We start from the raw sequence: 19,658 nt of genomic DNA, 5'->3' as shown, positions 1-19,658 counted from the left end.
ATGCATGTGGAAGTCCGTGATCTGAACAAACATTTCGGTCAATTTCATGCGGTAAAAGATGTCTCATTCGATATTGCCAAAGGCCATCTGATCGGTTTGCTGGGACCCAGCGGAGGCGGGAAAACGTCCATTCTGCGCATGCTGGCTGGTCTGGAAAGCCCCGGCTCAGGGGAAATTCGCTTCCACGGTAAGGTCGTGAATCATCTGCCTCCGCAGGAGCGGGGAATCGGATTTGTATTTCAGAACTATGCGCTGTTTAAACATATGACTGTATTTGATAATATCGCTTTCGGACTCAAGGTCAAAAAGACACCCAAAGCCCAGATTCGTGAACGGGTTATGGAACTTGTTGAACTGACCGGGCTGAAAGGTTTTGAACATCGCTATCCGCATCAACTGTCCGGTGGACAGCGTCAGCGTGTAGCCTTTGCCCGGGCTTTGGCTCCAGAACCGCAGCTGCTGCTGCTGGATGAACCTTTTGCGGCCATTGACGCCAAGATTCGCCAAGAGCTGCGTTCATGGTTGAGAGAGTTGATCGAGCGGGTCGGAATCACTTCGATATTTGTAACCCATGACCAGGATGAAGCGATCGAAGTCGCCGACGAGATTATGATTATCAGTCAAGGTCGTCTCGAGCAAAAAGGAACGCCGTGGGATATCTACAAAAATCCGCAGACGCCATTTGTGGCTACCTTTATTGGAGAATCCACCGTTGTGGAGGATGCCTCACAGCTCAAAGGTTTCGAACATGCGGTAGAGGGAGAGCATACACGTGCGCTGATTCGTCCGGAGTATATTGAGATTGGTCTGAAAAACGAATTCTCGATGCTGTCCGCTACGGAGAAAGGCATTGTAAAACATCTTCACTTCCGTGGTAGTGAGTGGATGGTTGAAGTCGAGGTACAAGGTCACAAACTGATCACATACCGTTCTCTTGAAAAAACAACACTTGAGATCGGTCAGCAAATTCGGGTGCTTGTGCACCGGGCTTACTTGTTTAATGACACGGATAGCTGGGTTGTTGAGAATCGCCTGAAGGAAGATCCAATGCCGGTCATGATCTAAAATGCGCCCGAAAGAGAGGCTGCCCATGCAGACGATGAAGAAGAAAAGAATCCCCTTATATGCTGTCCTTATGCTTCTGCTCGTCTGCATGACCGTAGGATGCAGCAATCAGGAAGCGGAAGGCGAACAGAACGGACCCTCTGCAGGTGAACAATCCAGTACGCTGGTCATTGGTGCATACAGTGTAGCCAAAGACGCTGTGGGAGAGCTGCTGCCGAAGTTCAAGGAGGAATGGAAAGCCAAAACCGGACAAACGGTTAACTTCCAGGAATCCTATGAAGCCTCTGGTACCCAGGCAAGAGCTATTGTTGGTGGGTTCGAGGCCGATGTTGCACTGCTCGCCATGGAAAGTGATATCGACAAACTGGTCAAGGCCGATCTGGTGACCTCCGATTGGAAACAGGCTCCGAATGACGGCATGATCACCCGCTCCATCGTTGTTCTCGGAACAAGAGATGGCAATCCGCTTGGTATTCGTGATTTTGAAGATTTGACCAAGCCGGGAGTCAAGGTACTGTATCCCAATCCCAAAACGTCAGGCGGAGCCCAGTGGGATATCAATGCGATCTATGGAGCAGGATTGAAGCTGTCAGAAGCAAATGGCCAGAAGGACCCTGCCGCTGCCAAAGCTTTCCTGGAGAAGGTGCATAAGAACGTGGAGTCACTGGACAAGAGCGGCCGATCTTCCATGGCAGCATTTGAATATGGTGTCGGCGATGTTATCGTCACTTATGAGAATGAATTGCTTGCCCGCATAGCTCAGGGTGTAAAGTATGATATCGTTGTACCGAAAAATACGATTTTGATTGAAAATCCCGCAGTAGTGGTGGATAGATATACGGATAAACATGGGAATCGCGAATTGGCTGAAGCTTTTGTGGATTATCTGCGAACACCGGAAGCTCAGCGTATTTTTGCCAAACATGGTTTTCGTTCGGTAGATCCTGAAGTGTTTGCGGAGACCGAATCCACGTTTCCAACGCCTGAAGGTCTGTTTGATATCAACTACCTTGGCGGGTGGGACGAAGTGCGCAGTACATTGTACTCCAAACGCGGAGTGTGGTATCAGGTGCTGGCGGGATTGTGAATAGGTAGCGTGTTATCAAAGGATTGACATCAAGCCTTCATTTCGCTGAATATAGTAGAGATGAAGGTTTTGTGCTGCGATAGGAAATCATTGAGTAGTGTGAAAACTGCCTTATCAGCAGGTTTTTGCAGGAAGGTGTGAGTTGATGAGTACAGAGATCAAATTATCCCAAAGTACAGCGATTCGGCTGGAACAAGCCCGTGGCAAAGGCATGCCTGATGCTGCGATCCTGAAAGCCATACAGGCCAAGGACGTGGCTGCTTTTGATGCAGTTTCCGAAGAGGATTACAAATATGACGAGTTTTTCTCGTATGCGGACGAGCACGGCGAGAACCTGGAAGCAGCAGTTCAAGAAGGCTATCGGATTACATTTAACACCCGTGGCGGACTCGGAATCTGGGTGGAGAAGGCGTTTGGTTTACAACCGGAGCGTGATTTTACGGTCGGTGAGGGCATTGTAACCGGATTGAAGTTGAACCCGGAGCAGGCAGAAGTGCTGGCGAAGCGTCTTGCCTCGAATTGGGTCATTACGGATTCGAAGGATGTGCCTGAGGGTCAGGAACTGACACTTAAATTGCGGGCATTGGTCTAGACGACAAGCGGACCGAACGGAAGTTACATACGCTGACTACATGGAGTCAGAGAGCAGCCTTTCCCTGATGCAGTACTGAACTGCACGGGGAGGGCTTTTTTTTGCAAAAGCAGAGGGTGAGGATTACAATTTAGAAAACAGAGCTTCAGATAGAGAGGGGATCACCGTATTGAGTCAGTTAACATTTCTGGGAACCGGGGATGCCATGGGCGTCCCGCGTGTTTACTGTGATTGTGCAGTCTGCACAGAAGCCCGTCTTACCGGGATCAACCGGCGTAAACGTTCTTCTGTTCTGATCCATTCAGATCGCGAAGGGGTATCGTTTATGATTGACTGCGGACCAGACTGGAGATCACAGATGGAGGAGCAGGGATTGCGCATGGTTGATACGCTGCTCGTGACGCATGCACATTTTGACCATATAGGAGGTTTGCCGGAATGGGCGGATGCCTGCCGCTGGCTGGGGGTTACGGGTAAATTGTACGCACCGCGTGAAGTGATCGCAACCATCCAGAGTCAATTTCCCTGGCTGAGCCGGCACATGAACTTTCGGGAAACGGATGATGACATCCAGCTTGGCGGATGGAACGTGCATTCCTGGAAGGTCTGCCACGGTAAAAATGGTTATTCCTATGCGTATCGTCTAGAACGGGAAGGGTATAGCTGGGCATATTGTTCGGATGCGATTGATCTGAAAGAGGCGGAGAAGGAGCCGCTGCATGGGCTGGATCTGCTGGTGCTTGGAACGAGCTTTGTCCATGAGCTTGCGGAATTTTCCACACGTTCCGTGTACGATATGCGTGAGGCACAGGAGCTGCTGCGTGAAGTGAAACCAGAGCACACTTATTTTACCCATATGTCTCATGACGTGGATGTACAGCAAAATCATAATCTGGATCAAGGCATTACGCTGGCGCTTACAGGCATGAAGGTACCACTTGGGACACTTTAAATTGAAATTCGTATAGATCAACTGAAAAATAAATTCAAGAAGAGCGTATCCTTTGCAGGAGGTTCTTCGTTTACATAGTGTAAGACCATTAGAGTAAGTCGTCGAAGAGTAAGTCATTGAAGCAAGATCAATCAGGAACCAACAAAGGGGGGCCCCAAACATGGCCTTTGTGAAGTCCGTGGATTGCAGAATCAACAGACCACATGATAACAGTAAACAGGTTGAACCATATATCCAGCCCGGTAATCAAGCCGAATGCACGCTGGAACAAAATATTGAAAGTGCGCTGCCGAGCCTGCTGGGTTCTCTGTACGCCTATTGTATGTCTTTGACAGGTTCAGTGTGGGAAGCGGAGGATCTGGTTCAGGATACCTGTGTGAAAGTACTGTCTTCTTCGGCAATGCAGAACTTCGGTACGAAGCAGGAGATGAACTGGGAAGCCTATCTGATCCGGATCGCACGCAACACGTGGATTGATGTGATCCGGAAGCGGGAGAAATTGGCTTCCAAACTGGATAGCATGAAACCGTTAATGCAAGAGTTTGCAGAGGAAGAGCGATATGAGGAGATTGAGTCTGCTATACGAATCCTTGTTCATGAGCTGCCACCGTGGCAGCGAGCGATAGTTGTATTACGTGATGTAATGGGTTACACGACGGCAGAGACTGCGGAGATGCTGGATACATCGGAAGGCGCGGTCAAAGCTGCACTGAATCGCGCCCGATCTGCCCTGGATAGAGTTAGACGCAGTCGCCAGGAAATGGGGAGTGAAGAAGCGAGTGGAGCAGGTGAAGATTCACAAAACGCGGAACAGCTGCGAAGTTATTTGATGGCTTTCCGTAGTGGAGATACCGCGCGTCTGATTGATCTGTGCCTGAGCCGTACCGATGATCCAATGGCAGTGGCAGGAACCATCCTGCAGCAGTCTTTGCCGTCTCAATCGATGCAGCCAATGATGTACGGGTATTCCTACTCCAGTGTGAACTCGATGTCATATGGAGGAGGGTACGCGGTCAACATGGTTGCATAAACCGGGAGGCAAAATACATGAACCATGTACCTTATGTAGTGGAACAGACAGCCCGCGGCGAGCGGAGCTATGATATTTATTCACGATTGTTAAAAGATCGGATCATTATGGTGTCTGGAGAGATTGAGGACCAGATGGCGAATGCCATCGTGGCACAGTTATTGTTTCTGACCGCAGAGGACCCGGAAAAGGATATTCAGATGTATATCAACAGTCCTGGTGGATCCGTAACTGCCGGATTTTCGATTTATGACACGATGCAATTTGTGAAGCCGGACATTTCAACGATCTGCACAGGCATGGCCGCGAGCTTTGGTACGATTTTGCTGGTCGGTGGAACCAAAGGCAAACGACTGGCTCTGCCAAATAGTGAAATCATGATCCATCAACCCCATGGGGGTACGCGCGGGCAGGCATCGGATATGCTGATTCACGCAAACCGGATCATTCAGCACCGTCAGCGGCTCAATAAGCTGCTAGCTGACCATACAGGACAATCGCTGGAACGGATAGAGAGAGACTCTGATCGGGACTATTTCTTGACCGCAGAGGAAGCGGTAGAGTATGGATTGGTGGATAAAGTGATATCCAAAACGGATTAAGCAGCTTCGCAATTTCACAAGGTAGGAACAAATAAAGGAGCCTGGAAGGTCGTTTGATCTTCCGGGCTCCTTTCGTTTATTCACTTTAATTTTTTTTGTTATTACTGCAATCAGTGGAAACGTGGTGGGGTCTAATCATTCCTTTTAGCCAGCTCCACAAGTCTGTGCATCCCTTCACGGATCTGCTGCTCGTGTGCATAGGAGAAGGACAAACGCAGTTTGCGGCTGGCGGAAGCGTCCGAAGGGTCAAATACCGTTCCGGGTACAAAAGCGACGGATTGTTCCATGCACTGGTGAAGCAATCGGCCCGTATCAACGCCTTCCGGAAGCTCCACCCAGATATTGAGTCCACCCTCAGGTTGGGTCCAGACCCAGTCCGTTTCCTGCAGGCACTGTTCCATGACTTCCATTCGTAATTGTATGGCGGTGCGCAGCTTGGACAAGTGCTGATGCATGCGCGGGGACTGAAAATAACGGAGAAAAAGCTTCTGGTTCAGAAGGGGTGATCCGTTATCCGCCAATGCTTTTACCGCCTGTAATCCAGGCATAAACCGGGGGCGGCACATAATTGCCGCAATTCGCAGACCAGGTACAACATACTTGCTGTAGCTGCGAATGTAGAGTGTATGTCCTGTCGTATCGTACGTAAAGATCGGTGCCGGAGGTTTATCCTTAAAATAAATATCATAAGTGCTGTCGTCCTCGACGAGAAAACATCCATATTGTTCCGCCAGTTCAGGAAGTTGTTTCCGCTGTTCGGTTGGAATATTAATGCCGGTTGGATTCTGAAAGGTCGGCGTCATGTAAAAAAGACGCGGCTTCTCCGTCTTCATCAGATGCTCGATCTGCTCCAGATCATAACCCTCGGGATGAATATCCGTAAAGATCAGGCGTGCACCCTGTTTGCGGAAAATTTCCATGGCAGGTCCGTAGGTTGGTCTTTCCATCAGAACACGGTCACCCGGTCTGACCAAACTACGGGAGATCAGATCGATGGCCTGCTGTGCGCCCGAGGTAATAAGCACTTCTTCTGCGGAGATGTAAAATCGTTCTTTCAGCGTCAGATGGCTTGCCAGCGCACTACGGAGCTCCAAATCACCTTGAATGGTAGAGTATGTACCGAGCAGGCGGGGATACTGATCCAGCAAATCCCGCATGAGTTCTCCCCAGTATCGGTTGGGCAGCAGGGCCGGGTCGATCAGTGACTTGGAAAACTGGTATTCCGCTTCAAGAGACTGTACGCGAGCGAGTGAATCCCAATGCAGCCAGGCGGAAACAGCAGGGTCATCTGCCTGATCTGCTACAGGCGAAGGGTCGGCAGGGCTGACATAGTAACCGGACTTGTCCTTGACGTACACAATCCCGCGTTCCTTTAACTCCTGATACGCTTTGAAAACCGTAAGCCTATGTACACCGAGCTGTTCGGACAGGCTTCGCACAGACGGAAGTTTTTCATGTTCAGCCCACTCTCCCGCCTCGATACGTACCACGAGATAATGAACCACCTGCTCATATAGTTTGAGGCTGTTATCTGTCATCAACATGGCTTTGCCCACCCGACTCACGCTCCTTTTGGACTCTATTGTAACAGGAAATGAGAGTGTTCTGTTCTGTTTTATTCATTCTGTTCTGTAGACAGTGCTATATGATGGAGAACAGATGAAGGAGGGGCTAGCATGGTTGCAGCAGCATTTATGGTAATGTGTCTTATTTTTGGAACAACGTTTCTGGCGATTAAAATTGGAGTGGAGGCAGGCATGCCGCCTTTTCTATCGGCCGGATTGCGCTTTATTATTGCAGGCGCCTTGATGTTTGCATGGATGTGGATGAAAGGAAAGGTAAGCTTATCGCTGCTGTGGCGAAAAGAAATGCTCCTGACCGGAGCAGGACTGACCTTTGGCACGTTTGCGACCTTATACTGGGCTGAGCAATATGTAAGCTCAGGAGTTGGAGCCATTTTATCAGCCACGGGGCCGCTGATGATTATGGTGATGCAGACCGCTTTGTTACGGCAAAAAACATCTACCCGCATGATTGCAGGCTGTCTGATCGGTTTCGGAGGAGTGGTTCTTGTTGTTTTACCAGGTGTAACCATTGGTGGAAGCTCACTGTGGTTATGGGGCTGTATCGCCGTTCTTATCGGAGAAGTATGTTATTCTGCAGGTGCGCTCTACTCCAAAAAGGTGATAAACCAGTTCAAGGAGGCGAGTCCTGTGGCGATTAACGCGGTGCAGATGATGTACGGAGGCTTGTTGTTATCGGGACTCTCGGCCGTAACGGAATCGTGGAGCACGGCTGCGCTTGATTGGTCTCCGGCGGTCTTGTCCCTGATCTATTTGACCGTGATCGGTTCAATGGTTGGACATAGCCTGTTCTACTGGATTATGTCGCGCACCAACCCGTTGTTCCCGGCAACCTGGCTGTATATTTCCCCTCCGATTGCGGTCGGTCTTGGAGCAGTGGTTTATAATGAACATGTAAGCTGGATCACCTGGATCGGTGTTGTGCTTATTGTTTCAGGCTTGCTGGCAATGAATGAGAAAGTCATGAGCTGGCTGAAAAAAGGAAAACGATCCAATCCATTGGTGCAAACTTCCAAACCTGTGGTAAAATAGGCATTACTATTTTCACATAGGAATGAGGCGAGGAATTATGCTGAACAGACAGAGACTCGGTGCGATATTTCTGTTCGCGGGAATTATCCTTTATGGCATTATTCATATTGCTGCTGTTATACACGTTCCGTTAGTAACCGTCTGGTCCACCAGATGGGGGCGTTATTTGGAAGCTGTGTCCGAGACAGGAGGTTGGGTTGGGTTCGTTATGGCTCTGCTTTTGTTTGTTACGGGGCTCGTACTCCTGCTGACTGTTCTCATGGCTGATTTCCCCAAAGGGACAATGATGCAAGAGATCAGGGAACGAAACCGTGAGTTTGATGAGCAGTACGGAAACAACATACGAAATTCATAACTTAATTCAATGTTGAATGACTTCCACATATGGGGGCATCCCGATATCAATAGAGATGAATTCTAGGATATCAACAAAAAAACAGCCTCTGGTTCAGCGGATTTATTCGCTGCCCAAGGCTGTTTTTTTGCTTACAATATTACCTATCGTTCTCGTATTACTCCGCGTTCAGCACAAATTTCTCAATGACCTGCTTCACGCCGTCTTCGTTGTTGCTCGCCGTAATGTAATCTGCCAGCTCTTTGAGGGCAGGGATCGCATTACCCATAGCCACGCCAAGACCGGCAACTTCCAGCATCTCATGATCATTCCAGGAATCACCGATCGCAATGCACTCGCTCAGTTGGTGACCAAAGTGATCAGCCAAGAATGTGAGTGCATGTCCTTTGGTGCCTTCGCGATGCATGATCTCGAGGAAGTATGGTTTGGACTTGGTGATGTGCACTTCAGGTCCGAGCAATTCACGCAGATCAGCTGCCACCTCGTCGAGATAATCCGGCTCATCAATGATGAGCAATTTCGGTGTTTTTTGCTCAATGACTTTGATGAAATCCGGTTCGATGTGGTACTGGGTACCATTCAGTTTGGCATAGTCACGCAGCTTGTCGTTTTCTTCACGAGCATACAGCTTATCATCAATGTACGTTTGCAGATGCAAATTATGCTCCAGGCAGTAGTCGAACAACTTCCGGGAAGCCTCTTGCGGAACATAGCGCTCGTAGAGTACTTTTTCATCCAGCAAGTTTTTCACCAAGGCACCCTGATACGTAATGATTGGCACGTTCAGCTTCGTTTGGCGAGCGAGTGCTTGTGCAGAAGCATAGGCACGTCCTGTTGCTAGGGTAACGACTACACCATGGGCAACCGCTTGTTCCAGTGCTGTTTGTGTTGCTGGGGTTACTTCCTTGTTGTCGTTGATGAGGGTATCATCAATGTCGATTGCGATTAATTTGTAGGTCATCTGAGTTTCTCTCCTTTTATCTGTATCTATAATATGAACGAATGGATATGAATTACACGAGACCACTCCAAATGCAGAATCATCTTTCGATCGCTGTTATCCCCGGATTTCTTTGAATCCTTTATACAATGGGGAAATCTGGGGATAAAGGCGAACGCTTCGCTTCTTAAGATTGATTCTACTTTTTCCGTTAAAGTGTAATCCTGGAATACGTTCTAAAATTATGCTCACATCTAAGTCTATTCTTCGAGGAAAACGAGGCCGATAAAGTCCTCAAGCTCCAAATTGCCGAAATAGTGTTTCACATCGAGGCCTTCAAGTGCTGTACGCACTTCGGATTCCTCATAACGCTTGCCACGCAGCATGTCTTCGATATCCGCCACATCACCTACGCCGAAGAAGTCACCGAAGATTTTGATATCCTCGATTCGTCCGTCCTTGATGTTCATGCGCAGATCAATAATGCCGACCGGGAATTTGCGGGTATGCTTCACATTGCTCTCCGGTGACAAACCATAGTTCCAATCCCAGTTGCTGTAACGCTCGGCGGAGATTTCCTTGATCTTGTCCCAATCTTTCTCCGTGAGTTCATACTGGGGAACATCCTGCGGCTCCATGCGGAAAATATGACGTAACAGCTCGTCCCGGAATTGCTCAATGGTCAGGTTGCTGTCAATCAGATCCCGAATGTTGGCAACCCGGCTGCGTACGGATTTGGTGCTCTTGGATTTGAACTTCTCCGGATTTACGTTCAGGGATGCCTGAACATGATCCAGATTCAGGTCAAACATCAATGTCCCATGACTGAACATGCGTCCGCGCGTGGAGAACTGGGCGTTACCCGAGATTTTCTTTTCTCCAACCTGAAGATCGTTACGTCCAGTCAGTTCGGCATTGACACCAAGCTCCTGCAAAGCTTCAACAACAGGTTGAGTGAATTTGCGGAAGTTGTGAAAGGATTGGCCATCATCCTTGGTAATAAAACTGAAATTGAGGTTGCCCAGATCGTGGTAGACGGCTCCGCCACCTGAGAGGCGACGTACAACCTGCACGCCGTTATCCTGAACATATTCGATATTAATCTCTTCAATGGTATTCTGATGTTTTCCGATAATAATGGACGGGCGGTTGATGTAAAACAGCAGATAGCTATCATCCATCGGCAGATGCTTCAGAATGTATTCCTCAATCGCGAGGTTTACAGAAGGATCTGTAATGCCCTGGTTATCAACAAACAGCATGGTCATTCCTCCATTAATGTATGTGAGGGACGATTATCCCTTATGTAGTGTTACGCCTGCGAATCAAAATTCCTCTTCTATTGTAAACGAATTGTCGATTGGACACAAAGGAATTGAAGCAGGGAGCGCATCGTTCAGACAAATCAGGATTGACCCATGACAGTCACGCCATCCATAATAAAAATGACATGCAGAAAGGATGACGGACAAAAATGAGCGGTTTCATTGAAGTTTTCGGACATGGCGGTGACGTGGAGACTGCTGCGTCAAGGTTTGGCGGGAATCCTGGGGATTTCCTCGATTTTAGTGCAAATATTAATCCTCTGGGTCCGCCCAAGGAAGTACTGAAGGCGTTGGAGCAGGGATTACAAACAGTACTGCGTTACCCCGATCCCGCACATCGGGCTTTCAAATTATTGCTCGGCGAGCGTCTGGGCCTGTCAGAGTCGTATATATCTGTAGGCAATGGTGCTGCAGAGAGCATGGCTCTGATCTTGCTGGGGCTTTCTCCCCGGAAGGTGGGCACAGTGGAACCCGGATTTTCGGAATATCGTTCCTTGTCCCGGCAATTCGGGGCAGAAGTACATCATGTCCTGGGACGGGAAGAACTTGAATGGCGAGCGGTACCTGAGGATATCGAAAAACTGATGGAACAGGTGGATCTGCTGTTCCTTGGACAGCCCAATAACCCTAATGGTGTGCAGTATCCCGTAGAAGAACTGCATCGGCTGGCGCGTCATGCAGAGAAGACGAATACCGTCCTGGTAATCGATGAGGCATTTATGGATTTTATCCCTGAAACACGGCGGCAATCCCTGGCTTCCCGATTACAGGAATATCCACAGGTCATCATCATCCGCTCGATGACCAAGTTTTATGCCATACCTGGCCTTCGGCTGGGCTACGCGATGGGTCGTCCGGATCTGATTCGTGCGATGACGGAGAAACAGGTGACCTGGAGTGTCAATGGACTGGCACTGATCGCCGGAGAAGCTTGTCTGTGCAGTGGGGAAGCCTTTGAACGGGATACACTGGAACAGGTTTCGCTTGAACGAGAGAAGTTGGCGTCCGGCCTGGAGACTTGTGGATTTGACGTGACACGCGGAGACGCGAATTTCATACTGGCCCGTGTGCCGCAGCCGTGGACAGCGGCAACCATGCAGGCAGCTCTAGGGAAACGCGGTATTCTGATTCGCAGTTGTGCCATGTACCCGGGACTTGAAGAAAGACATATCCGTTTGGCGGTCAAGGACGCGACGTCGAATCTTCGTCTGGTGAACGAAATTAAAGGTATCCTCGGACAAACGATTCCGGGAATGACGGCAGGGGGGGCGGAGTAATGACGCTGCCATTTTTCCAGTACTATACCCATGCAAAAGCAGACCAAGACGAATATCGATCTGCTGCATGGCCGGGGCTAACCATCCGTGCGCATGAGCGTCATATTCGAGCATCCATCGCCAATCGGGTAAACGCCATTTCCAGTGCGGTGTACGGCGGTGGAATGATTGAACTGGATCGCATATTCAACATCTATGTGGACAAGCATTATCGTTGTGATGACCCACCGCGTGATATTACAGACCTCCTGATGGAATGGGAGGAGCGCACAACTGCATGTGCCGGATTACTGACAGCGGTTAAGCTTGCGCATACTTCCGTTCAGGAATATATGGGCGGTGATGCAGGGATATTGTGCTGTACCACAGCCGGGGTTTCGAATGCTGCGCGTGCTGGCTCTGCAAGAACGGTGTTTGATGCGGCGGGGAACATAACTAAACCGGGTGGAGTTTCTGGCCTGTCCTACACGCCCGGAACGATTAATATCATGTTATGGATGAACGGCTACATGACGCCCGGAGCAATGGTTAATGCCATTCAGACAGCCGTGGAAGCCAAAACGGCAGCGCTCGCCGATTATGGTGTGATGGATGCCGAGAACGGGCTAACGGCAACCGGAACGACAACGGATGCGATCGTGCTCGCCACAAGTCAGGTGGAGGAGAAACCACTGATCTCTTATGCCGGAACGGCTACGATGATTGGGGCAGCGATTGGGCGGCTGGTCTATGACTCCATTACTGAAAGTTTGCGAGCCGGACAGTTGTGGAAAGAGAGGAATAGCAAGCGATGATATCTCTGAGTCAATTGGCGGGCTGGCCCATCTGGACTGGAATGACAGGAGCCTGGATTATTTTGGCGGCATACATACTGGATCGCTTCATTGGAGACCCGCGCTGGATTCCCCACCCGGTGATCGGCATGGGAAAGGGGATTTCTGCACTGGAGCGGGGGATCAGAAAACGAGTGAGCAGCGATCAGGGCCTTAAACGGGCTGGGGTACTGTTTCCTATAGTCATTGCGGGTGGTTCTTTTGCGCTTACTTGGGGAGTGGTGTACATACTTGGACTCATCCATCCCTTGGTTGCAGTTGCAGTTGAAGTGGTACTGATTGCCACCACCATTGCGTCCAAAGGACTGAAAGATGCAGGCATGGAAGTATATCGTCATCTGAGTCAAAAGGATTGGCCTGCGGCGAGACGTTCACTCGGCATGATCGTGGGGCGTGATACAGCCCATCTGGATGAACCGGAGGTGGTGCGGGGAACGGTGGAGACGGTAGCGGAAAATATCGTGGATGCCATCGTTTCCCCGCTATTCTATGCCCTGATTGGCGGTGCTCCGCTGGCGATGGCTTATCGGGCCGTGAATACGTTGGATTCCATGGTCGGCTATAAAAATGAAAAATATTTGAATCTCGGCTGGGCCTCCGCGCGTCTGGATGACTGGGCGAACTGGGTTCCCGCACGGATTACAGCCTTGCTGCTGATAACGGGAGCATGGTTCATGAGGCTGAATGCAAAAGGCGCAGCACGCATGGTACGCCGTGATGCCAGATTGCACCCCAGCCCGAACAGTGGATTTCCGGAGTCGGCGGTCGCGGGAGCTCTGGGCATCAGGCTTGGCGGGCACAACGTTTACCATGGCGTGGCTTCTTTTCGAGCCTATATGGGCGAGCAGACAAGGCTGATGGAAGCAGAGGATATCGTGCGCACCACACGTTTGATGTTCTGGTCGGCGGGGGCTTTTGTGCTGTTATGCTGGCTGGCAACGCTGGGAATCTGGACAGCAGGAGGTGCATTGTTGTGGAATTAAACCCTGGGCAGCATGGAATTAAACTGCGGGAGATTGTATTTATCCGTCATGGTACAACGGCGTGGAATCTAGAAAAGCGATACCTCGGACATACCGATATCGGTCTTCTGCCGGATGCAGAGCGGGAACTGGCTTTGCTTCGCGAGTCGATCAGCGCGATCACTTGGGATGCGCTGTATTGCAGTGATCTGCTGCGCTGCCGGCAGACCATGCAACGAATCGCACCTGTGCAAGCAGGACAAGCACAGCTTGATCCTCGTCTGCGTGAGATTGATTTTGGGCAATGGGAAGGGCAGACTTACGGTCAACTCAAGGACAACCCGCACTACCGGGATTGGATTGATGCACCGCAGGATGTGACGCCACCGGGCGGCGAGCCTTGGCAGACTTTTACTGCGAGGATTGACTCCTTTCTGACGGATTGCCTGTTGTCCGCTTCGCGAGAGGCATATTCAGGAGAAAATATGGTTCCGGCGATAGCTGTGGTTACCCATGGCGGCGTGATTCGTTATGCGGTATCACGTCTCATACCGGAACTGGGATTCTGGGACACACTGGTTATTCCCGGGCAGGCAATTAAGGTTCGGCTGGAAAAAAGCAAAAACAGCTGGGTTTCAAACAGGGTGTCTTTTCCGTGAATCGGGTTGTAAGGATGTGCAATATAACCTATAATCACAACAGAAGTGTGACTTCAGCATGGATACATCTTTGGAATGCGCATAAGCGCTAACGGATGCGATATGCTCACTTGAATGGTTACAATATCAGCGACCACGGGTCCCGTGTGCATGTATCAAATGTCATCGAGTTTATACGAGCGATGAACGCACAACGGGTGAAATAGGGAAGCCGGTGTGAATCCGGCACGGTCCCGCCACTGTAAATCAGGACGAGCAGTCCTGTAAGTCAGGTTACCTGCCCTGGACGTACAAACCGGTGTTCCTTCGAGGAAAGGACAGCGTTTCGGGCAGTTCTATGCGCATGTACAGTGGTTACGCTGAAGATGTGCAGATCGCCATATGCGAGACGTCATCCCTGATCCTGGCGTAAGGATCGGGGATTTTTTTGTTCATGTAGGATGAATCAACTTTACACGAGGTCACTCCGATTGCAGCACCATCTTCCGATCGCTGTTATCCCCAGATTTCTTTGATCCCCTTATTAAAAGGGAAAATCCGGTGATAGCATATGCTTCCGAAGTAGCTTTCTTTCAGAAAGCTTTAAGCGAGCGCTACGCTCTCCAGATTGGTTCTGCACTCTCCGTTAACGTGTAAATGTTGCAGTTCAAACCTTATATTGGAACACAAATTCAGGGGAAATGGTCAGGAGCACTACTTAAGAGTGAACATAGAGAAGGGGAGAATGAACAACATGAATATCAAGAATTGGAAAAGCGTAGCGTCACTGCTGAGTGCAGCGGCACTCGCACTGGCTTTGGCCGGATGTGGAAATGCAACAAGCAACGAGGGAACAGGTACGTCTACGCAGCAGCCGGCACAGGAGCAATCCCAAGGCCAGGAGCAGACGGATCTCAAAACACAATATCCACTGACGGTAACCGATGCGACGGGTGAATCCTTTACATTTGAACAAGCGCCAGCCAAAATCGTATCCGTATCTCCAGCAGAAACCGAAACGTTGTTCGCACTCGGATTGGACGAGCAGATTGTAGGCGTATCCGACTATGATGATTATCCGGAAGCCGCAACAACCAAAGCGAAAATGGGCGGCGTTTCGAAGCCAAACGAAGAATCGATTATTGCCGCTGAAGCAGACATCGTATTTACAGGGATCTCGATGAGCGAAGATGCGGTGAAGAAGCTGCGTGAACTGGGTATCACCATTTTCAAAACCGATCCGAAATCGATAGACGATGTGATGAACAACATCGAAACGTTTGGCAAAATCACGGATCATCAGGAGCAGGCACAGGAGCTCATCACCAAGATGAAACAGGATGTGGCGGACGTGACTGAAGCGGTGAAGGCTGTTAAGCCGGAAGACCAGAAAAAAGTATATGTTGAATTCTCCCCAGGTTGGACGGTAGGTAAAGGTGAGTTCATGCATGAACTGATCACTGTTGCCGGTGGGATCAACGTTGCTTCCAACCTGGAAGGCTGGAAAGAGATCAACGAAGAGAACATTATTGCTTCCAATCCGGATGTGATTTTGTACGCGAACGACGTCATTGATGAAAACTCCAAAACATTGGATCAAATCATCAAAGAGCGCAGCGGCTGGGATCAAATTACAGCTGTGAAGAACGATGCAGTCATTGGCTTGGATGCCAACCTGCTGAGCCGTCCGGGACCACGCGTAACGGAAGGTTTGAAAGCTGTAGCCAAAGCGATCTATCCTGACCTGTTCCAATGAGTAAAAAGCTGGCAGTGTACGGAACAGCCGGAATTCTGCTGCTTGTGCTGACCGTGCTGATCTGCACGGGCATCGGTTCGGTAGCTCTGCCTATCCGTGACATTGCAGGCATTCTGCTTCATCACATGCCATGGATCGGAGACTGGATCACGCCCGACTGGAGTACGGCAGCCGAACAGATTATATGGAAGGTCCGTTTCCCGCGTGTGCTGCTTGCCGTGCTTGTGGGTGCATCTCTTGCGATTGCGGGTGCGGGATTCCAGGGGGTACTTCGTAACCCGTTGGCAGATCCGTTTACCCTGGGCGTATCGTCCGGTGCATCGGTGGGCGCAGCTTTTCTGATTTTCTTCGGATTGCAGTACGCACTGATCGGAATCTGGACACTGCCACTCGTTGCGTTTCTGACGGGCGTACTCACTTTGTGGTTTGTACTTGCCCTGGCTCGTGAAGGGCGCAAAATACCGACGCACAGCCTGATTCTGGCTGGTGTGGTGATGCAAAGTTTTCTGGGAGCGGTGGTCTCCTTCCTGTCGACCATGTCGAAACAGACAATTAATGAAATTATATACTGGACGATGGGAAGTCTGGCACTGCGTGGGTGGTCGTATACGGCCATCCTTTTCCCGTATTTTCTGCTGGGTCTGATCTTCCTCTGGAGCCGCGCACGTTCATTGAATGTCCTTGCTCTGGGGGAACGGCAGGCTGCACATATCGGGGTCCAGGTGGATGGCTTGAAGCTGTCCGTGCTTGCCGTAGGAACGCTGCTAACTGCTGGAGCGGTATCGGTGTCGGGCGTCATTGGATTCGTAGGGCTCGTCATTCCGCATATCCTTCGGCTGATCGTTGGACCTGACTATCGATTGCTGGTACCCTTGTCCGCCATTGGTGGAGCCATCTTCATGGTATGGGCTGATACGATTGCCCGCTCCTTGCTGGCACCGACCGAAATTCCGTTGGGTGTGGTAACGGCCTTTGTCGGTGCACCTTTCTTCGCGTATTTGCTGCATCGGAACAAAAAGCTGCGAAAAGGGGTGATGCCATGAATACGAGCATGGGTACAAACATGGATACAAGTGTTACCCCAGGAAAGCCGCTGATCGAGGTCGCGGGTGCAGATAAAATGTACGGTGACCACCGAGCCCTGCATGATGTGGACTGGCGTGTCACGGAAGGGGAATGGTGGGGTGTCGTTGGTCCAAACGGAAGTGGAAAATCAACGCTGCTCCAGCTAATAGCCGGAACCGAACAGCCAAACGCAGGCCGTATCCGGATTGCAGACCGGGATATTACCTCATATAGTCGCAAAGACCTGTCCCGCATGATCGCGGTATTGCAGCAGGACGGTCTGCCTGCCATTTCCTATCCCGTCAGGGATGTTGTGGAGATGGGGCGTTACCCTTATCAAAACTGGCTGGGCAAGGAGTCTACGGACGGAGCGGCAGTGGTTGACCGTGTACTGGAGGAACTGGGACTAACCGAGATGGCCGATAGACCGCTGGATGCCCTTAGTGGAGGACAGAGGCAGCGGGTGGCGCTCGCCAAAGTGATGGCACAGGAGCCCAAACTGTTATTGCTGGATGAACCGACGACTTTTCTGGATATTCGATATCAATTGCAATTCATGGAGTTATTATCTTCCTGGCGCCAAAAAAACAAGATCACGATTGTGGCTGTGCTGCACGATCTGAACCTGGCTGCGCAATTTTGCGACCACATTCTGGCTCTTCGTGAGGGTATGTGTGTAAGCAGTGGGACACCGCAGTCGTTGATGACGGAAGAAAACATTCGGGATATTTTCCGGGTGAACCCAGCCATGGTGAATCATCCCGATCATGGCTTGCCGCAATTATTGCTGCGGCGGGAACAAGAATGAACGAAAAGGGACAACCCCATATTTTGATGAAGGAAGTGCTGGCGGTATGAATAATGAACAGGTGTTGGAACAGTTAATTGGTCGGATCGTGGGTCCCAATAAAGAAGTTGCGGCAGAAGCCTCGGCGCATGTGGATGCATTGACAAAACCGCCCGGCAGTCTGGGCAAACTGGAACAGCTTGTTATTCGTCTTGCGGGGATAACCGGCGAGGCCCGGCCGTCCCTGGATCGCAGAGCCGTTATCGTTATGGCTGCCGATCATGGCGTGGTTGCGGAAGGCATCAGCGCTTTCCCGGCAGAGGTAACGCCGCAGATGGTCCATAATTTTCTGGCTGGAGGAGCGGCAGTCAATGTTCTGGCTCGTCATGCAGGCGCAGATGTCATCTGTGTGGACATTGGTGTGAATGCCGATCTGGAACATCCGGATTTGGTCTCCCGCAAAGTACGCAAAGGCACTGCCAACATGGCTCAAGGTGCAGCCATGAGCCGTGATGAAGCCATCCAGGCCATTCTTGCCGGGGCCGAGGTCGTGGCTGCTGAGGTTGCCAAGGGAACCCGGTTGTTCGTAACCGGGGAAATGGGAATCGGCAATACCACAGCGAGTGCTGCGGTCATGTGTGCCTTAACCGGGACAGCACCTGCTTCAGCGGTTGGCCGCGGAACAGGTATCGACGATGCAGGTCTGCAGCGCAAGGCTGCCGTGGTCAGTCGGGCACTGAGCGTAAATGCACCGGACGCAGACGATGCGCTGGACGTGCTTGGCAAAGTGGGTGGATTGGAGATTGCCGGATTGACGGGTGTCATTCTGGCAGCAGCAGCTCATGGCTGCCCTGTCGTTGTGGACGGATTTATCTCCACTGCAGCGGCGCTCATCGCGAGACAGCTTGCACCGGTCAGCGTGGCCTATATGATCGCTTCCCATACATCGCATGAAAGTGGGCATGCTGCACTTCTGCGTGAACTCGGCCTCAGACCAATGCTGGATCTGGATATGCGGCTGGGGGAAGGAACCGGAGGCGTGCTTAGTCTTCATTTGATTGATGCAGCTTGCCGTATATTGAATGAGATGGCCACATTCGCAAGTGCTGGCGTATCGGACGGCTCGAATGAGACTGGACGTACGGATGACTCATCGGCTGCTGCTTCTGCGGTTCGGGGAGAGGTATCTCCATGAGTGTGCTTGTAACGGGCGGGGCGAGGAGCGGCAAAAGCTCCTTCGCCGAGCGTCTCTGCATGCAGCGTTCCTCCGAGGCCTGGTATGTGGCAACCGCGCAGGCATATGATGATGAGATGCGCGAGCGCATCCGCTTGCATCAGAACCAACGGGATGAAGCAGGGTACCTGTGGCACACGGTGGAGGAACCGCTGGCATTGCCTGAACTTATCACACGTATGGGAGAATCCCACACAGGAACGTCTGCTCCAACCATTTTGGTGGATTGTCTGACACTTTGGTTAACGAATGTACTGCTTACACATGAGCATGAGCCTGAACAGGTTGTTTTGGAACATATGAATGCACTGGTATCTGCCATTGAGTCCTATCCCGGACTGCTTGTACTGGTCACGAATGAAGTGGGTGACGGTATCGTACCTGAGTATGCATTAGGCAGGAGGTATCGGGATCTGGCAGGTATATTGAATCAGCGGATCGCAGCCATTTGCCGCGAGGTGTTTCTGGTGACTGTAGGGATTGCCATTGAGCTGAAAAGCAAGGAGTATCGCTTATGAGTAATGGAGGTAACGACAGCCAGCA

20 protein-coding genes and 1 riboswitch are annotated in these 19,658 nt (G+C 50.7%); of the genes, 17 read left to right on the top strand and 3 right to left on the bottom strand.

Translation table 11 applies throughout. The features are described 5' to 3' along the window. The 6 genes from AB3N00_RS11280 to clpP all read left to right on the top strand — a co-directional run bounded on the left by AB3N00_RS11280 (nt 1) and on the right by clpP (nt 5,328). Nucleotides 1-1,065 carry a sulfate/molybdate ABC transporter ATP-binding protein gene (locus AB3N00_RS11280; protein WP_175398283.1) on the top strand — a complete coding sequence of 355 codons (1,065 nt, stop codon included), beginning with the start codon at nt 1-3 and terminating at the stop codon, nt 1,063-1,065. Nucleotides 1,066-1,090: 25 nt separating this feature from the next. Further along, the gene (locus AB3N00_RS11275) at nt 1,091-2,152 is read left to right on the top strand and encodes a sulfate ABC transporter substrate-binding protein (protein WP_413035250.1); all 1,062 of its coding nucleotides are present in this window, start codon (nt 1,091-1,093) and stop codon (nt 2,150-2,152) included. Between the two features lie 145 nt (nt 2,153-2,297). After that, complete coding sequence (locus tag AB3N00_RS11270; protein ID WP_413034609.1) at nt 2,298-2,744, top strand: hypothetical protein; 447 nt, start codon at nt 2,298-2,300, stop codon at nt 2,742-2,744. Between the two features lie 169 nt (nt 2,745-2,913). After that, nucleotides 2,914-3,696, top strand: a complete 783-nt coding sequence (locus AB3N00_RS11265) for an MBL fold metallo-hydrolase (protein WP_413034608.1) — start codon at nt 2,914-2,916, stop codon at nt 3,694-3,696. Between the two features lie 160 nt (nt 3,697-3,856). Continuing rightward, nucleotides 3,857-4,726: an RNA polymerase sigma factor gene (locus tag AB3N00_RS11260; protein WP_413034607.1), complete on the top strand. Its 870-nt coding sequence runs from the start codon at nt 3,857-3,859 to the stop codon at nt 4,724-4,726. 17 nt (nt 4,727-4,743) lie between these two features. Next, complete coding sequence (gene clpP / locus AB3N00_RS11255; protein ID WP_413034606.1) at nt 4,744-5,328, top strand: ATP-dependent Clp endopeptidase proteolytic subunit ClpP; 585 nt, start codon at nt 4,744-4,746, stop codon at nt 5,326-5,328. Nucleotides 5,329-5,459: 131 nt separating this feature from the next. Here clpP and AB3N00_RS11250 read toward each other — a convergent pair whose 3' ends face one another. Then, on the bottom strand, nt 5,460-6,884 hold the full coding sequence (locus tag AB3N00_RS11250) for a PLP-dependent aminotransferase family protein (RefSeq protein WP_413034605.1): 1,425 nt from the start codon (nt 6,882-6,884) through the stop codon (nt 5,460-5,462). Between the two features lie 120 nt (nt 6,885-7,004). Here AB3N00_RS11250 and AB3N00_RS11245 point away from each other — a divergent pair, with 120 nt between their 5' ends. Both AB3N00_RS11245 and AB3N00_RS11240 read left to right on the top strand, forming a co-directional pair. Then, the gene (locus AB3N00_RS11245; protein WP_413034604.1) at nt 7,005-7,943 is read left to right on the top strand and encodes a DMT family transporter; all 939 of its coding nucleotides are present in this window, start codon (nt 7,005-7,007) and stop codon (nt 7,941-7,943) included. A 37-nt stretch (nt 7,944-7,980) separates the two neighbouring features. Then, the gene (locus AB3N00_RS11240) at nt 7,981-8,298 is read left to right on the top strand and encodes a hypothetical protein (protein WP_413034603.1); all 318 of its coding nucleotides are present in this window, start codon (nt 7,981-7,983) and stop codon (nt 8,296-8,298) included. A gap of 157 nt (nt 8,299-8,455) precedes the next feature. Here the strand turns inward: AB3N00_RS11240 and AB3N00_RS11235 are convergent, their stop codons facing one another. Both AB3N00_RS11235 and AB3N00_RS11230 read right to left on the bottom strand, forming a co-directional pair. Further along, the gene (locus AB3N00_RS11235; RefSeq protein WP_413034602.1) at nt 8,456-9,259 is read right to left on the bottom strand and encodes a Cof-type HAD-IIB family hydrolase; all 804 of its coding nucleotides are present in this window, start codon (nt 9,257-9,259) and stop codon (nt 8,456-8,458) included. 239 nt (nt 9,260-9,498) lie between these two features. After that, nucleotides 9,499-10,500, bottom strand: a complete 1,002-nt coding sequence (locus tag AB3N00_RS11230) for a lipoate--protein ligase (RefSeq protein WP_110821339.1) — start codon at nt 10,498-10,500, stop codon at nt 9,499-9,501. A gap of 212 nt (nt 10,501-10,712) precedes the next feature. On the opposite strand from AB3N00_RS11230, the gene cobD reads away from it, so the two are divergent. From cobD to cobU, 9 genes are all read left to right on the top strand, one after another. Beyond that, a complete protein-coding gene (gene cobD, locus AB3N00_RS11225) occupies nt 10,713-11,840 on the top strand; it encodes a threonine-phosphate decarboxylase CobD (protein ID WP_413034601.1) in 1,128 nt (375 codons plus the stop codon). Then, a complete protein-coding gene (locus AB3N00_RS11220; RefSeq protein ID WP_413034600.1) occupies nt 11,840-12,634 on the top strand; it encodes an adenosylcobinamide amidohydrolase in 795 nt (264 codons plus the stop codon). The genes cobD and AB3N00_RS11220 overlap by 1 nt, the downstream gene beginning before the upstream one ends. Before the next feature lie 41 nt (nt 12,635-12,675). Beyond that, nucleotides 12,676-13,656, top strand: a complete 981-nt coding sequence (gene cbiB, locus AB3N00_RS11215; protein ID WP_413035249.1) for an adenosylcobinamide-phosphate synthase CbiB — start codon at nt 12,676-12,678, stop codon at nt 13,654-13,656. After that, nucleotides 13,647-14,294: a histidine phosphatase family protein gene (locus tag AB3N00_RS11210; RefSeq protein ID WP_413034599.1), complete on the top strand. Its 648-nt coding sequence runs from the start codon at nt 13,647-13,649 to the stop codon at nt 14,292-14,294. Before cbiB ends, AB3N00_RS11210 begins: the two co-directional genes overlap by 10 nt. 150 nt (nt 14,295-14,444) lie before the next feature. Beyond that, nucleotides 14,445-14,594: riboswitch (cobalamin riboswitch) on the top strand. A 433-nt stretch (nt 14,595-15,027) separates the two neighbouring features. Next, the gene (locus AB3N00_RS11205) at nt 15,028-16,029 is read left to right on the top strand and encodes an ABC transporter substrate-binding protein (RefSeq protein ID WP_413034598.1); all 1,002 of its coding nucleotides are present in this window, start codon (nt 15,028-15,030) and stop codon (nt 16,027-16,029) included. Continuing rightward, the gene (locus tag AB3N00_RS11200) at nt 16,026-17,072 is read left to right on the top strand and encodes a FecCD family ABC transporter permease (protein WP_413034597.1); all 1,047 of its coding nucleotides are present in this window, start codon (nt 16,026-16,028) and stop codon (nt 17,070-17,072) included. The genes AB3N00_RS11205 and AB3N00_RS11200 overlap by 4 nt, the downstream gene beginning before the upstream one ends. Then, nucleotides 17,069-17,902 (top strand): ABC transporter ATP-binding protein, encoded by an 834-nt coding sequence (locus tag AB3N00_RS11195; RefSeq protein ID WP_413034596.1) that lies wholly within the window; start codon nt 17,069-17,071, stop codon nt 17,900-17,902. Before AB3N00_RS11200 ends, AB3N00_RS11195 begins: the two co-directional genes overlap by 4 nt. Before the next feature lie 46 nt (nt 17,903-17,948). Further along, nucleotides 17,949-19,076: a nicotinate-nucleotide--dimethylbenzimidazole phosphoribosyltransferase gene (gene cobT / locus AB3N00_RS11190; protein ID WP_413034595.1), complete on the top strand. Its 1,128-nt coding sequence runs from the start codon at nt 17,949-17,951 to the stop codon at nt 19,074-19,076. Further along, nucleotides 19,073-19,633 (top strand): bifunctional adenosylcobinamide kinase/adenosylcobinamide-phosphate guanylyltransferase, encoded by a 561-nt coding sequence (gene cobU, locus AB3N00_RS11185; RefSeq protein WP_413034594.1) that lies wholly within the window; start codon nt 19,073-19,075, stop codon nt 19,631-19,633. Before cobT ends, cobU begins: the two co-directional genes overlap by 4 nt. The last annotated feature ends 25 nt before the right edge of the window (nt 19,634-19,658 follow it).

This window comes from Paenibacillus xylanilyticus (assembly GCF_047246825.1).
In the GTDB taxonomy this organism is placed as follows: Bacteria; Bacillota; Bacilli; order Paenibacillales; family Paenibacillaceae; genus Paenibacillus; species Paenibacillus xylanilyticus_B.
Note: the sequence above shows the minus strand (reverse complement) of the source record. Positions and strands in the feature narration are given on the sequence as shown.

Bases quoted from the DNA above. Each gene is read 5' to 3' on its own strand.
- AB3N00_RS11280 (WP_175398283.1), top strand. From the start codon at position 1: ATGCATGTGGAAGTCCGTGATCTGAACAAACATTTCGGTCAATTTCAT.
- AB3N00_RS11275 (WP_413035250.1), top strand. From the start codon at position 1,091: ATGCAGACGATGAAGAAGAAAAGAATCCCCTTATATGCTGTCCTTATG.
- AB3N00_RS11270 (WP_413034609.1), top strand. From the start codon at position 2,298: ATGAGTACAGAGATCAAATTATCCCAAAGTACAGCGATTCGGCTGGAA.
- AB3N00_RS11260 (WP_413034607.1), top strand. From the start codon at position 3,857: ATGGCCTTTGTGAAGTCCGTGGATTGCAGAATCAACAGACCACATGAT.
- clpP (WP_413034606.1), top strand. From the start codon at position 4,744: ATGAACCATGTACCTTATGTAGTGGAACAGACAGCCCGCGGCGAGCGG.
- AB3N00_RS11245 (WP_413034604.1), top strand. From the start codon at position 7,005: ATGGTTGCAGCAGCATTTATGGTAATGTGTCTTATTTTTGGAACAACG.
- AB3N00_RS11240 (WP_413034603.1), top strand. From the start codon at position 7,981: ATGCTGAACAGACAGAGACTCGGTGCGATATTTCTGTTCGCGGGAATT.
- AB3N00_RS11235 (WP_413034602.1), bottom strand. From the start codon at position 9,259: ATGACCTACAAATTAATCGCAATCGACATTGATGATACCCTCATCAAC.
- AB3N00_RS11230 (WP_110821339.1), bottom strand. From the start codon at position 10,500: ATGCTGTTTGTTGATAACCAGGGCATTACAGATCCTTCTGTAAACCTC.
- cobD (WP_413034601.1), top strand. From the start codon at position 10,713: ATGAGCGGTTTCATTGAAGTTTTCGGACATGGCGGTGACGTGGAGACT.
- AB3N00_RS11220 (WP_413034600.1), top strand. From the start codon at position 11,840: ATGACGCTGCCATTTTTCCAGTACTATACCCATGCAAAAGCAGACCAA.
- cbiB (WP_413035249.1), top strand. From the start codon at position 12,676: ATGACAGGAGCCTGGATTATTTTGGCGGCATACATACTGGATCGCTTC.
- AB3N00_RS11205 (WP_413034598.1), top strand. From the start codon at position 15,028: ATGAATATCAAGAATTGGAAAAGCGTAGCGTCACTGCTGAGTGCAGCG.
- AB3N00_RS11200 (WP_413034597.1), top strand. From the start codon at position 16,026: ATGAGTAAAAAGCTGGCAGTGTACGGAACAGCCGGAATTCTGCTGCTT.
- AB3N00_RS11195 (WP_413034596.1), top strand. From the start codon at position 17,069: ATGAATACGAGCATGGGTACAAACATGGATACAAGTGTTACCCCAGGA.
- cobT (WP_413034595.1), top strand. From the start codon at position 17,949: ATGAATAATGAACAGGTGTTGGAACAGTTAATTGGTCGGATCGTGGGT.
- cobU (WP_413034594.1), top strand. From the start codon at position 19,073: ATGAGTGTGCTTGTAACGGGCGGGGCGAGGAGCGGCAAAAGCTCCTTC.